This is a genomic window from Micromonospora sp. R77, assembly GCF_022747945.1.
GTDB lineage: Bacteria > Actinomycetota > Actinomycetes > Mycobacteriales > Micromonosporaceae > Micromonospora.
The window spans coordinates 5779306-5792929 of record NZ_JALDST010000001.1 but is presented as its reverse complement, the minus strand read 5'-3'; the positions used below and the strand labels follow the sequence as shown (position 1 = coordinate 5792929).

The 13624-nt window shown below is 72.2% G+C and carries 10 protein-coding genes, 1 pseudogene and 1 riboswitch; of the genes and pseudogenes, 4 read left to right on the top strand and 7 right to left on the bottom strand.

Annotated elements, in window-relative coordinates:
• The first annotated feature begins 407 nt into the window (after positions 1 to 407).
• A complete protein-coding gene (locus MRQ36_RS26840; protein WP_242799508.1) occupies positions 408 to 2456 on the top strand; it encodes a M4 family metallopeptidase in 2049 nt (682 codons plus the stop codon).
• Positions 2457 to 2545: 89 nt separating this feature from the next.
• Here MRQ36_RS26840 and MRQ36_RS26835 read toward each other — a convergent pair whose 3' ends face one another.
• From MRQ36_RS26835 to MRQ36_RS26825, 3 genes are all read right to left on the bottom strand, one after another.
• The gene (locus MRQ36_RS26835; protein WP_242799507.1) at positions 2546 to 2977 is read right to left on the bottom strand and encodes a YbaB/EbfC family nucleoid-associated protein; all 432 of its coding nucleotides are present in this window, start codon (positions 2975 to 2977) and stop codon (positions 2546 to 2548) included.
• A 94-nt stretch (positions 2978 to 3071) separates the two neighbouring features.
• Positions 3072 to 3977 (bottom strand): radical SAM protein, encoded by a 906-nt coding sequence (locus MRQ36_RS34760; RefSeq protein WP_242799506.1) that lies wholly within the window; start codon positions 3975 to 3977, stop codon positions 3072 to 3074.
• 26 nt (positions 3978 to 4003) lie between these two features.
• Positions 4004 to 5248, bottom strand: a complete 1245-nt coding sequence (locus tag MRQ36_RS26825) for a transposase (protein ID WP_242799505.1) — start codon at positions 5246 to 5248, stop codon at positions 4004 to 4006.
• Positions 5249 to 5264: 16 nt separating this feature from the next.
• Here MRQ36_RS26825 and tnpA point away from each other — a divergent pair, with 16 nt between their 5' ends.
• A complete protein-coding gene (gene tnpA, locus MRQ36_RS26820) occupies positions 5265 to 5681 on the top strand; it encodes an IS200/IS605 family transposase (protein ID WP_242799504.1) in 417 nt (138 codons plus the stop codon).
• Positions 5682 to 6017: 336 nt separating this feature from the next.
• Here tnpA and MRQ36_RS26815 read toward each other — a convergent pair whose 3' ends face one another.
• The 4 genes and pseudogenes from MRQ36_RS26815 to MRQ36_RS34130 form a co-directional block, all read right to left on the bottom strand.
• Positions 6018 to 6713, bottom strand: coding sequence for a transglycosylase family protein (locus tag MRQ36_RS26815; protein WP_242799502.1), 696 nt, complete (start codon positions 6711 to 6713; stop codon positions 6018 to 6020).
• Positions 6714 to 6887: riboswitch (cyclic di-AMP (ydaO/yuaA leader) on the bottom strand.
• Between the two features lie 164 nt (positions 6888 to 7051).
• The gene (locus MRQ36_RS26810; RefSeq protein WP_242799500.1) at positions 7052 to 8881 is read right to left on the bottom strand and encodes a glycoside hydrolase family 3 N-terminal domain-containing protein; all 1830 of its coding nucleotides are present in this window, start codon (positions 8879 to 8881) and stop codon (positions 7052 to 7054) included.
• 118 nt (positions 8882 to 8999) lie between these two features.
• The gene (locus MRQ36_RS34135) at positions 9000 to 10334 is read right to left on the bottom strand and encodes a LuxR family transcriptional regulator (RefSeq protein ID WP_242799499.1); all 1335 of its coding nucleotides are present in this window, start codon (positions 10332 to 10334) and stop codon (positions 9000 to 9002) included.
• 955 nt (positions 10335 to 11289) lie between these two features.
• A pseudogene (locus MRQ36_RS34130) lies at positions 11290 to 11649 on the bottom strand (ATP-binding protein); the annotation flags it as partial.
• A gap of 155 nt (positions 11650 to 11804) precedes the next feature.
• On the opposite strand from MRQ36_RS34130, the gene MRQ36_RS26795 reads away from it, so the two are divergent.
• Both MRQ36_RS26795 and MRQ36_RS26790 read left to right on the top strand, forming a co-directional pair.
• Positions 11805 to 12152, top strand: a complete 348-nt coding sequence (locus tag MRQ36_RS26795) for a nuclear transport factor 2 family protein (RefSeq protein WP_242799497.1) — start codon at positions 11805 to 11807, stop codon at positions 12150 to 12152.
• On the top strand, positions 12149 to 13570 hold the full coding sequence (locus MRQ36_RS26790; protein WP_242799496.1) for an MFS transporter: 1422 nt from the start codon (positions 12149 to 12151) through the stop codon (positions 13568 to 13570). The genes MRQ36_RS26795 and MRQ36_RS26790 overlap by 4 nt, the downstream gene beginning before the upstream one ends.
• The last annotated feature ends 54 nt before the right edge of the window (positions 13571 to 13624 follow it).

Genomic DNA, 13624 nt, shown 5'->3' with positions numbered 1-13624 from the left:
ATGAGGCCGACGAGCCGGAAGACGGGAGGGATTGGCATCTCGGATGAGACCGAAGACGCGCCAGAAGCACAATGCGGCAATAACCTCCAATCCCGGCAAGATCCCACCGGCACCGAACGGCAAATGCGCTGGCCAGGGGCTATTGAAGATCATGGCTTCCTGAATCACCGGCACTCCTCCGGTAACCCGAACGAAACAGTTGCCCTGGTCACCCATTGATCTGTGACACCTGGCCGTGTGATTGTGCTCCCGCGAGTCATCGACCCCCGGTGATTCGCGAGATGGTCGGTCAGTTCGTTCCGGGCACGCCGGCAGCTCCGGAGACCGTCCATCGCCCACTCGCGTCACGGTGCGACGGGCGCCCCCACCGGGCTCCGCGCGTCGCCGAGGAACAGGAGCACACCCCCTTGAAGCTCTCACCCCGCCTGGTCGCGCTCTCCGGCGCGGCCGCGGCCGGCCTGATCGCCGCAGGCACCGCCGCGGCCGTCCAGGCCGCGCCCCCCAGCCCCGCCCCCAACGCCGCACAGGCCCGTACGCTCGCCGCCAACTCGGCGAGCTCGCTGGTCGCCAGCCGACCGTCCTACCTGCACGCCAGCGCCGACGACGCGTTCGTGCAGAAGTCGGTGATCTCCTCCGAGGGCACCCAGTACGTGCCCTACGAGCGCACCTACAAGGGCCTGCCGGTCGTCGGTGGTGACTTCGTCCTGGCCACCGACTCGGCCGGCCAGGTCAAGTACGCCTCCGTCGCCCAGCAGCGGCCCATCGGCAGCCTGACCACCACGCCGAAGCTCGCCTCGGCCGCGGCCGAGAAGACCTCCCGCGCCCAGCTCAAGACGGTCTCCGCCGTCGAGAGCACCAAGCTGGTCGTCTTCACCCTGGACAGCGCCCCCACGCTGGCCTGGGAGACGACCGTGCGGGGCACCACCGCGGACGGCCCGAGCCGGCTCACCGTCGACGTGGACGCGGTCACCGGCAAGGTGCTGCGCAAGCAGGAGCACGTCGTACGTGGCAGCGGCAGCGGCGTCTGGAACGGCCCGGTCACCCTGGGCACCACGCTGTCGGGCAGCACGTACTCGATGAAGGACCCGAGCAAGCCCACGCTGGTCTGTCAGGACGCCGCGACCAACACGACCTTCAGCGGCTCGGACGACTCGTGGGGCAACGGCGTCGGCACCAACCGGGAGACCGGTTGCGTCGACGCGCTCTTCGGCGCGCAGACCGAGGACAAGATGCTCTCGGCGTGGCTGGGCCGCAACGGCGCCGACGGCAACGGCGGCTACTGGCCGATCCGGGTGGGCCTGAACGACCAGAACGCCTACTACGACGGCTCGCAGGTGCAGATCGGCAAGAACACCGCCGGCCAGTGGATCGGCTCGATGGACGTGGTGGCGCACGAGATCGGCCACGGCATCGACGACCACACCCCGGGTGGCATCTCCGGCAACGGCACCCAGGAGTTCGTGGCCGACACCTTCGGCGCGGCCACCGAGTGGTACGCCAACGAGCCGTCCACCTACGACGCTCCCGACTTCCTGGTCGGCGAGAAGATCAACCTGGTGGGCAGCGGCCCGATCCGCAACATGTACAACCCGTCGGCGCTGGGTGACGCCAACTGCTACTCCAGCAGCATCCCGAGCACCGAGGTGCACGCCGCCGCCGGTCCGGGCAACCACTGGTTCTACCTGCTGGCCATGGGCACCAACCCGACCAACGGCCAGCCGACCAGCCCGACCTGCAACAGCAGCACCGTGACCGGCCTGGGCATCCAGAAGGCCATCAAGATCATGTACAACGCGATGTTGCTGAAGACCACCTCCTCGTCCTACCTGAAGTACCGCACCTGGACGCTGCAGGCGGCGAAGAACCTGTACCCGACCAGCTGCACCGAGTTCAACACGGTCAAGGCCGCCTGGGACGCCGTCAGCGTGCCGGCGCAGTCGGGCGACCCGACCTGCTCCGGCGGCACCACGCCGACCCCGACCACCACGACCACCCCGCCGTCGGGCGGCTGCTCCGGCCAGAAGCTGGCAAACCCCGGCTTCGAGTCCGGCAACGTGAACTGGACCGCCTCCTCGGGCGTCATCACCAACTCCACCAGCCAGGCCGCGCACGGCGGCTCGTACAAGGCCTGGATGGACGGCTACGGCTCGACCCACACCGACACCCTGTCGCAGTCGGTGAGCATCCCGGCCGGTTGCCGGGCGACGCTCTCCTTCTACCTGCACATCGACACCGCCGAGTCGGGTACCACCGCCTACGACAAGCTGACCGTCAAGGCCGGCGCCACCACCCTGGCGACGTACTCGAACGTGAACGCGGCGGCCGGCTACGTGCTCAAGTCCTTCGACGTCTCGTCGCTGGCCGGCACCACCGCCACCATCTCGTTCAGCGGCGTGGAGGACAGCTCCCTGCAGACCTCCTTCGTCGTCGACGACACCGCGCTCACCCTGAGCTGATCACCAACGAAGCGGCCGGTCGTCGTCCTCCAGACGGCCGGCCGCTTCGTCGTGTCCGGAGCGGCGATCGAGCGTGCCGACGGGTGGGCTCAGCGGTCCCGGTGGAGTCGGGCGGCCACGTCGTCCATGGCCTGGCTGAACATCGCCATCTGCCGCGCGGACGGCTCCCGCACCCCGCCCAACCGGGCCGCCAGGGCATCAACGTCGGCCCGCGCGGACTCGCTGACCCGCTCGTCGAGCTCGGTGAGAGCGGCATTGACGGCCCGCACCACATGACCGCAGAGCGCCTCGGCGCCCTGCCCCAGCAGGTCCTCGTCGACGGTGAGCGACGCCAACCGGCCACCCTGCACGACGGTCGCCGTCACCTGCCCATCGGCGGCCGTCCCCTCCGCCCGCAGCAGGGCCACGGCATCGCCGTCGGCCGGCTCCACGGCCTGCGACCGCAGCACCGCGAGCATCTGCTGTGTGCTGGTGAGCAGGTCGTCGAGGGTCGCGGCTGCGGTGATCGGTTCGTTGGTCATAGCCGCGCTTTCTTCACGTTCGGGCCGAGCAGGGTGACGATAGCAACCCGTCGGGCACCCGGCACGCCGTGCCGCGCCGACGACGCCCGACGGGTCAGAAGGTGCGCCGGTAGAGGGAACAGCCCCGGCACACCGACGGCGGCGTGTCGCCGGCCAGGCGGCGCCGGAACCGGCGGTACTCCTCGCCGTGCCAGATCTCCGGGAACGACCGCTCGTCCAGCCGGCCCAACCGCACCCGGTCGTCACCCATCACCATGCAGCACGGCTGCACCACGCCGGCACTGGTGACGTAGGCCGCGTCCCAGGGCCACGAGCAGCCCGGCCCGGAGGTCCGCGGTGCGTCCGGCGCCGCGCCGGGGTGCGGCAGCCGCAGCCGCACGCCGGTCTCCCGCGCCACGTCGACGGCCTGCCGGAACAGTACGGCGGCCCGCTCGGTGTCCACCCCCGTCCACAGCGCCTGGTCGGCGGTGAACTCGCGGATCTCCGCATAGCGACCGGCGGGATCGGCGTCGGAGAAGCTGTGCGACAGGTTCTGCACGTGCAGCTCGTCCACCCCGACCCGACCGAGCAGGCGAACCAGGTCCGGCAGTTCCGCGACGGTGTCGCGCATGGCGACGAAGACCACCCGGATCCAGGGGGTGGCACTGCCCGCCGCCCGCTTCGCCTCGACCAGGCCGGCGAGGTTGGCCACCACCGTGTCGATGCTCGCCCCGTCCCGGACCCGCTCGTACGCCGCCGCGCGGGCGCCGTCGAGCGAGACGTGCAGCCAGTCCACCCCGCTGGCGACGAACTCCTCGGCGCGCCGCCGGTGCAGCAGGGTCGCGTTGGTGTTGAACCCGACCGTGATGCCCCGCCCGACCGCCGTGTCGATCATGTCGCCCAGGTGGGGCGAGAGCAGCGGCTCGCCGAGCCCTTGAAGGGTGAGCCGGCGCAGCCCCGGCACGTCGGCCACGATCCGGTCGAACAGCTCCGGGGCCATCGCACCGGCCAGCTTGTTCACCGGCGGTCGTTGACATCCTCTCCGTCCTAAAGGACGGAGGTTCCCTCCACGCTGCGCGTGGACCGCGCGGCGTCCGGGTGGGTTACCGCTTCGCGGCGCGGTGCCGGGACGGGTCCCGGTCTTACCTGCGCTCCACGGTCGTTTGAGTTGTCCGCCTGTCCGGCGGCCAACACGTTCTTGGCGGCGTTGTGGTCCCGGTCGTGGCGGCTGCCGCAGGGGCAGTCCCACGACCGGACGTTCAGCCCCATCTTCTCGTTGACGCGGCCACATGCCGAGCACATCCGGGTGGACGGGAACCACCGGTTCACCCCGCCGAAAGTGCGCCCGTACCGGGCGGCCTTGTACTCCAACATGCCGGTGAAGGCGGCCCACCCGGCGTCGTGCACGGACTTCGCGAGCCTGGTCCGGCCGAGACCGGCAACGCACAAGTCCTCGACGTACACCGCTTGGTTGTCGCGGATGATCGCCGTAGACAGCTTGTGCTGCCAGTCCCGCCTGGTGTCGGCCACCCGGGCGTGCGCCCGTGCCACCTTGATAACCGCCTTCTTCCGGTTGTTGCTGCCCTTCTGCTTGCGGGACAGTGCCTGTTGCAGCCGCTTGAGCTTGCGGGCGGCCCGACGCAGGAATCTCGGCGCGGTCACCTTCGTACCGTCCGACAGGACGGCGAAATGCATCAGCCCGAGATCGATACCAACCTCGGACTCGACCGGCGGCAGCGTCTCCTCCTCGCCCGTGGTCACCACGAATGAAGCGAAGTACCGGCCCGCCACATCCCGGATGATCGCCACCGACGACGGATCGGACGGCAGGGCACGTGACCAGCGCACCTCCAGGTCGCCGATCTTCGGCAGGCGCAGGCGGCCGTTGTCGAGAACCTTGAACCGGGAGTTCCTGGTGAACCTGATCGCCTGCCGGTTGTCCTTACGCGACCGAAACCGCGGCGGGGCGACCCTGCGACCCTTGCGCCTGCCTGTGACCCAGGCGAAGAAGTTGCGGTATGCGGTATTCAGGTCGGCCAAGGCCTGTTGCAGCACGACCGCCGAGACCTCGCCCAGCCACGCCCGCTGCGGCGTCAGCTTCGCCCGCGTAATCACCTGCTTGGACAGGTCGCCGTCTGAGATGTACGGCAAGCCGGCCTCGTGTGCCTGCTGCCGTGCGCGCAGCCCGTCGTTGAACACCACCCGTGCGCACCCGAACGCCCGAGCCAGTGCGATCTGCTGGCCGGGCGTCGGGTAGACGCGGTAGCGGTAACGGAGCTGCACAAACAGCACCGTACCATCTTGGTTTATGGCAGAGCTCGAAGGCATCCGCACCGGCAGGCACTGTGTTTTCGCAATGCACGTCCACTTGGTCTTCGTGACAAAGTACCGCCACAAGGTGTTTACCGACCCGCACCTGTCCCGCATGGAGACGATCATGCGGGACGTGTGCCGTGACTTCGAAGCCGAACTCATCGAGTTCAACGGCGACAACGACCACGTCCACCTACTGGTCAACTACCCACCCAAGATGGCCGTGGCCCGGCTGGTCAACTCGCTCAAAGGCGTGTCCTCGCGCCGCCTACGACAGGAGTTCCCCGACCTCGCGCCCCACTACTACCGGGACACCAAACTGTGGTCAGGCTCGTACTTCGCCGGATCCATCGACGGGCCACCGCCGAGCGTCCTGAAGCAGTACATCGAACAGCAGAACCGTCGAGCTTAAGACACTGCTCGAGCCTTGACGGCCCTCCCAACGCGGGCCTTCACCCCCGGCCAGAAGGCCGGAGCACTGGCCCGCATTCCGGTAGCGCACCAGGCACATCAGGCAGCGCAGGTTGCAGGCCGAGGTGATCTCCAACTGGAGGTGCGTCGGCAGCGGCGGGTCCTCGACGACGGACGACATGCTCCCGGATGCCCCGGTCCGGCCCGGACAAACCCTTTCGTCCGGTCCGACCGGACGGCACTCACCGGGCCGGACGGCCGAACGCCCGGCCGGTGACCCGGCCGGGCGTTCGCGGTCGATCCGTACCCGGGCGGACCCGGTGCGCGGTCGCGGGGATCAGCGCAGCCGGAGCTGCTGACCCGGGAAGATCAGACCCGGGTCGGCGCCGACCACGCGCTTGTTGCGCTCGTACAGGGCGTGCCAGCCACCGGCGAGGTCCTTCGCGTCGGCGATCATCGACAGCGTGTCGCCCGGCTTCACCACGTACGCGCCGGCGGCGCCGCCCGTGGCCGGCGCGGTACGCCGGTAGCTGCGGGTGGCGGGCTGCTCGCTGCGCGAGGAGCGCTCCTCCGCCTTCGCCTTGTGCCCGGAGTCCGAACGGGACTTCGTGCCGGAGTCCTTCTTCGACTTCGAGCCCGAGTCCTTGGTGGCGTAGTGCTTGGTGGAGCCGCCCTTCTTGCCGCAGACCGGCCAGGCGCCGATGCCCTGCCCGTCGAGGACCTTCTCGGCCACGGCGATCTGCTCGCCGCGGCTGGCCAGGTCGGCGCGGCTGGCGTACTTCTGGCCGCCGTAGCCGTTCCAGGTGCTCTTGCTGAACTGCAGGCCGCCGTAGTAGCCGTTGCCGGTGTTGATGTGCCAGTTGCCGCCGGACTCGCACTGGGCGACGGCGTCCCAGTTGACGCTGGCCGCGCTGGCCGGCGCGACCGGGCCGAGGATCGCGGCGGCCCCGGTGGCGGCGCCGACGACGAGCGCGCCGACCGCGACCCGACGGGCGTCGGTCCGGCGGTGGCGTCCGATGTGTGCAGTAGCCATGTGTGGTTTCCTCCACGCCGACGAGGTGAGCTGTCGGGTTCGGGCCGAGGAGCCCGGCCGCCGGTCGGCGGCTTCACCCCGAGGTGTCGAGCACCGAGGAACGTGTGGGTCCCCCGCTCCCGCCTGAGGTCCAGGTACCTCCGGACCGGCGGCGGGATTAGGCGTTGCCGGTCCGTGGTGTCCGCGATCGCGAACACATACGACGTTAGGAACGGTTTCGGGCGATCGCCCACTTCTTGTGAAGTTCTTCACCCGGCCGAGCGACGGCACGAGTTTTCGAGTTGCGGGGTGCGGAAACGTGCCTTACAAGCTCCCGGTCGGACAGTCCACGGGCGTGGTCAGTAGGTCAGGCCGAAGCCCTGGGGAAAGAGCGGCAGCTGACCGTCGCCGGCGTTGATGGGCTGCTGGCTGACCGAGTTCATCCAGGTCATCGGCAGTTTGCCGGTCGGCGCGGCGCCGAAGAGCACGTCCGCCACCCCGGCACCCTCGGTGCCGGGCAACCAGGACGCCAGCAGCGCGTCCCAGCGGGGCAGCTCGGTGGCGATGTCCAGCGGACGGCCGGACACCAGCACCACGATCACCGGCACGCCCGCGTTGCGCAGCGTCGAGATGGTCCGCAGGTCGTCCCGGTCCAGGCTCATGCTGCCGGTCCGGTCGCCCTGCCCCTCGGCGTACGGCGTCTCGCCGACCACCGCGATCGCGGCCCGGTAGCTGCGGTCGATGCCGGTGCCGCGCTGGTTGTAGGTGACGGTCGTGGTCGGACCGACCGCCGCGCGGATGCCCTGCAGGATGGTGGTGCCGGGGGTGATCGCGCCGGACGAGCCCTGCCAGGAGATGGTCCAGCCGCCGCTGGAGTTGCCGATGTTGTCGGCGTTCTTGCCGGCCACGAGGATCTTGTTGTTGTCCCGGGCCAGCGGCAGCACGCCGCCGGAGTTCTTCAGCAGCACCTGGGACTCGCGGACGGCCTGCCGGGCCAACGCCCGGTGGGCGGCGTTACCCACCGTCGGGGTCCAGCTCCGGTCGGTGTACGGCCGCTCGAAGAGGCCCAGCTCGAACTTCTTGGTGAGGATGCGCCGGTTCGCGTCGTCGATCCGGCTCAGCGGGACGTGGCCGTTCTGCACCTCGGCGCGGAGCGTGCTGAGGAAGGTCTTCCAGGCGGTCGGCACCATCACCATGTCGATGCCGGCGTTGATCGCGGCGGTGACCTCGGCGGCGGTGAAGCCGGCAGCGCCGTCGATCTGGTCGATGCCGTTCCAGTCCGAGACGACGAAGCCGGAGAAGCCGAGTTCGCCCTTGAGGACGGTGGTGATCAGGTACTGGTTGCCGTGCATCTTCACGCCGTTCCAGCTGCTGTAGGAGATCATCACCGAGCCGACCCCGCGCTGGACGGCGGCCTGGAACGGCGGCAGGTGGACGGCGCGCAGGTCGGCCTCGCTGAGCCGGGTGTCGCCCTGGTCGACGCCGCCGGTGGTGCCACCGTCGCCGACGTAGTGCTTGGCGGTGGCCAGTACCGAGGTGGGTCCGCCGAGGGTGCTGCCCTGCAGGCCGGTGACCAGGGTGGACATGCTCGACGGCAGGTCCGGGGTCTCGCCGAACGACTCGTAGGTGCGGCCCCACCGGTCGTTGCGGGCCACGCAGAGGCAGGGGGCGAAGTCCCAGTCGACGCCGGTGCCGCTGACCTCCTCGGCCACCGCCTGCCCGATCTGCTGCACCAGGGCCGGGTCGCGGGTCGCGCCGAGGCCGATGTTGTGCGGGAAGATCGTCGCGCCGTGGACGTTGTTGTGCCCGTGCACCGCGTCCACCCCGTAGATCATCGGGATGGCCAGCGGGGTGGCGAGGGCGGCCCGCTGGAAGCCGTCGTACATGTCGGCCCAGCCGGTGGCGGTGTTGGGCGTGGGCGCGGAGCCGCCGCCGGAGAGCAGCGAGCCGAGCCGGTAGGTGGTGAGGTCGGCGGCGGTGACCGAGCCGCGCTCGGCCTGGGTCATCTGGCCGAGCTTCTCGTCCAAAGTCATCCGGGAGAGCAGGTCGGCGACGCGGGTGGCGACGGGCAGGGTCGGGTCCTGGTAGGGCAGGCCGGCGGCGGTGGCCGGCGCGGGCGCGACCAGGGCGGTGACCGCGACGAGGAGGCCGACGAGGGCGAGGGGGCGGTGGCGGCGGTGACGGATCACGGGTCGCTCCTTCCGGAGGAACGCTGAGGCCGTTCACCGGCACCCTATGCCAGCTTTCATCGACTAGGAACGATGCGGCGGTTCCGGAACCGCCGGGCGATGCGGCTATCGGGTGCGGTCACACCGCCGCGAGGTCCAGATCGGACAGCTCGGCGCGGGAGACCACTCCGAGCTTCGGGTACGCCTTGTACAGGTGATAGCCGACCGTACGGGCGGACAGGAACAGCCGCGTGGCGATGTCCTTGTTGGACAGACCGCTGGCAGCGAGCGTGACGATCTGCAGCTCCTGCGGGGTGAGCCGGGCGGCCAGGCCGGTCGGCCGGTGCGGCGCCGGGGTGCCGGCGGCACCCAGCTCGGTACGCGCCCGCGCCGCCCACGGCACCGCTTCCAGCTTCTCGAAGCCGTCCAGCGCGGCGTCCAGATAGGTCCGCGCCTCCGCCCGACGGCGGGCCCGGCGCAGCCACTCCCCGTACAGCAGCGCCGTGCGGGCCTCGTCGAACGGCCGGTTGAGCCGGCGGTACGCCGACAGCGCCGCGGCGTACGACTCACCCGCCGTCTCGTCCGGGCCGAGCAACGCCCGGCAGCGCAGCACGACCGCGTCGATCCACGGCTGCCGTGCGTGCGCGGCCCAGCGCTCGTACTGGCGGAACGCCTCGGCCGCCTCGGCCGGCCGACCGGCCCGCACCGCGGCCTCGACCAGGTCCGGTGTGCTCCGGGTGGCCGAGACGTGGAACCGGGCCCGGCCCTCGGCCAGCGGCGCCAGCCACATCAGCGCCGAATCCGCGCGGCCCTGACCGAGCTCCAGCAGGCCGAGTGCGGCGTACACCCAGGGCACCTGCCAGGCCGGGTCGCCGCCCGCCACCCGGGCGAGCGCCTCGTCGGTGATCCGGCGGCACCCGTCGGTGTCCCCGGCCACCGCGGCCAGGTACGCCAGCGGTTCGCCGAGCCGGTCGATCCACTGGCGTTGGTCGGTGTCGCGGGCGATCGCCAGGGCCTCCTGTGCCGCCGCGGTGGCCTGGGCCGGCCAGCCGGCGAACTGCCAGCCGCACGCCAGGTAGAACAACGCCTGCGGCAGCCAGCCCACCCGGCCCTGCCGACGCGCCGACTCCACCTGCTCCTCGGCCAGCTCGACGGTGACCGTCTCCTGACCGAGGATCAGCCCGATCCCCGCCACGAGGATCGCGACGCCGGGCTCGTCCGCCGCCCCACGGGCCACCCCGGCCACCGCGCCGGGCTCGGCCCAGTCGACCCCGCCGCCCTCGTCGGTCACGCCGACGATCGGGGTGACGGCGTGCATCGACAACCGGGCCAGCGGGGTCAGCGGGTCGTCGGGCACCAGCGCCGACCGCAACCGCGCCACCGACTCCGCCAGCTGCCGCTCGCCCGCGTACCAGCCGACGTGCAGCGCCTCCACGAGCAGGCTCAGCGCCAGGTGCCGGTCCGTGTCGGCCACCCGGTCGGCGCCACGCAGCAGCCGCTCGTGCGCGGACGGCAGCGCCCGCGCCGAAGTCCGCCGCGGCGCGCACCGCGGTCAGCCGGGCCGCCAGTACCGGATCGTCGGCGCCGGGGCGCTCGGCCAGGGCGGCGAGGGCGTCGGAGCGGTCCAGGTCGCCCGCCTCGGCGGCGGCCTCGGCGGCGAGCGTGAGCCGCCGCAGCTGGGCGGCGGGTTCGGCGGAGAGCTGCGCGGCCCGCTCGTACGCGGCGGCCGCGGCGGCGTGGTCGCTGCGCTCGCCGGCCCACGCCGCGGTGCGTTCCAGCTCGGCGGCGACCCGCTCGTCGGTGCGGGTGGTCGCCGATGCCAGGTGCCAGGCCCGACGATCGGCGTCGCCCGGCCGGTCCAGTGCGGCGGCCAGCGCGTCGTGGACGGCGATCCGCCGGCCGGGCGGCGTGCCGTGCCACACCGCGGCCCGGACCAGTGGGTGTCGGAACGCCACGGTGCCGTCCGCGGTGACCAGCCCGGCCCGGACCGCGACGTCCAGGTCGGTGCTGCCGACGCCCAGCTTGCCGGCCGCCCGCAGCAGCACACCGAGGTCGCCGGTGTCGTCGGCGGCGAGCACCTCCAGCATGGTCCGCACGCCGTCGGGCAGGGTGCGGACCCGGGCCTGGAACGCGTCGCGCAGCCGGTCGGGCAGCGCCGCCCCGGCGGACGCCGCGACCGCCGGCAGCTCGATCAGTGCCAGCGGATTTCCGACGGCGTCGGCGAGCACCCGGTACCGTGCACCGGCGTCCAGGTCGGTGGCGTGCGCGGCCAGCAGCGCCGCCGCGTCGGCCGGGTTCAGCCCGCGCAGCGGCAGCTCCGGCACCCCGGGTGCCGGAAAGCCGTCGGGGCGGGCGGCGAAGAGCAGGCCGACCGGCTCGGCGCCGAGCCGGCGGGCCGCGAACAGCAGCGCGTCGGCGGACGCCCGGTCCAGCCACTGGGCGTCGTCCACGACGGCCAGCAGCGGACCGTCGTCGGCCAGCTCGGACAGCAGCGACAGCACCGCGAGGCCGACCAGGAACCGGTCCGGCGCACCGGCCTCGGCCAACCCCAGCGCGCCGCGTAACGCCTCGGCCTGCACCTGCGGCAGCGCGTCGAGCCGGTCCAGCACCGGGTGCAGCAGCAGGTGCAGGCCGGCGAACGGCAGCTCGGCCTCGGACTCCACGCCCACGCCGCCCAGCACCCGCAGCCCGGCCGTGTCGAGGTGCGCGACCAGCGCGGTCTTGCCGATCCCCGGCTCACCCCGGACCACCAGCGCGCCGCTGCCGCCGGAGCGGACGGTGTCCAGCATCGTGCGCAACACCGCCAGCTCCGCGTCCCGCCCGTACAGCATGGCCGAGAGGTTACCGAGGCGCGCGGACAGAAGTACTGATGCGTGACAGATTTCCCGGCCGGCGCCGCGCCATAGCGTTCCAGGCAGCTGAAGGAACGAACGGGAGGAACACCATGAAGGTCATCGACCGGTACATCGAGAGCTGGAACGAGACGGACCCGGCGAAGCGGCGGCTGCTGATCGACGAGGTGTGGGCCGAGGACGGCCGCTACACCGACCCGCTGGCGGTCGTCGAGGGCCGCGAGGCGATCGCCGCCCTGATCGGTGCCGTGCAGGGGCAGTTCCCGGGGCTGCGGTTCGGCCTCGGCCCGGTGGACGCCCACCACGACATCGCCCGGTTCACCTGGACCCTCGGCGCGCCCGGCGCGGAGCCGCTCGTCGTCGGCTTCGACGTCGCGGTGTTCACCGCCGACGGCCGGATCGCCCAGGTCCACGGCTTCCTCGACAAGGTCCCGGCATGACGACCCTGCAGGAGCGGCCCGCGAGCACCGCCGCGCCGGCCGCCACGGAGAGCACCGTCGCCACCCCGGTTCGGGCCGACACCGGCTGGGGTGCCCTGCTGGTGCTGCTGACCGGCACGTTCGTCACGCTGCTGGACTTCTTCATCGTCAACGTGGCCATCCCGTCGATCCAGGTGGACCTACGGGCCGGTCCGTCGGCGGTGCAGTGGGTGGTCGCCGGGTTCGGGCTGGCGCTGGCCGCCGGCCTCATCACCGGCGGCCGACTGGGCGACCTGTACGGCCGGCGTCGGCTGTACACCTCGGGGCTCGGCCTGTTCACGCTCGCCTCGGCGGCGTGCGGGCTGGCGCCGACCGCGGGCGTGCTGGTCGCCGGCCGGGTCGTGCAGGGGGTCGGCGCGGCGCTGCTGATGCCGCAGGTGCTGGCCATCATCACCACCGTCTACACCGGCGCCCGGCGGGCCCGCGCGTTCAGCGCGTACGGCGTCGCGGTGGGGCTGGGCGCGGTGTTCGGGCAGCTCGTCGGCGGGCTGCTGATCCGGATGGACATCGCGGGTCTCGGCTGGCGGAGCATCTTCCTGATCAACCTGCCGATCGGGGTGGCGGCCGTCGCGGCCAGCCGGCGCCTGCTGCCGGAGTCCCGCTCCGCGACCGGTGCCCGCCTCGACCTGGTCGGTACGGTGCTGGTCACGCTCGGTCTGATCGCCGTGGTCCACCCGCTGGTGGCCGGCGAGTCGGCCAGCTGGTGCCTGGCGGCCCTGCCCCCGCTCGCCGCGTTCGCGCTGCGCCAGCGTCGGCTGGCGCGGCGGGGTGGCGCACCCCTGGTGCACCCGGGTCTGTTCGGCGACCGCGCGTACACCGTGGGGGTGCTGGTGAGTCTGGCCTTCCAGCTCACGATGGCGTCGTTCTTCCTGGTGCTGGCGGTCTACCTGCAGGACGGGCGCGGCCTGTCGGCGCTCGCGTCCGGGCTGCTCTTCGCGCCGCTCGGCGTCGGCTACCTGGTCACGTCGGTGCTCTCCGGCCGGTTCGCCGCCGGGCGGGGCCGCCGGACGCTGACCGTCGGCACGCTGGTGGTCGCCGCCGGGTACGCGCTGCTCGCGTTCGCCGCGCACGACCCGGTCGGCTGGCTGGTGCCGGGACTCACGGTGGCCGGCGTGGGGATGGGGCTGGTGGTCGCGCCGCTGCCGTCGATCGTGCTGGCCGGGGTGGCGGCCCGGCACGCGGCCGCCGCCTCCGGGGTGCTCTCCGCGGCGCAGCAGGCCGGCAACGCGATCGGGGTGGCCCTGATCGGCAGCGTGTTCTACGGCGCGCTCGGCACCGGCGGCTTCCCGCACGCGTTCACGCTCGGCCTGACCGTGCTGGTGGCGCTGGGCGTCGCGGTGGCCCTGCTGGTCCGGCTGCTGCCGCGACGCACCGCTTGACCGGCCACGGAGCCGGCCCGGCACCCGCCGGGCCGGCTCCGTGGCGGTACGGGA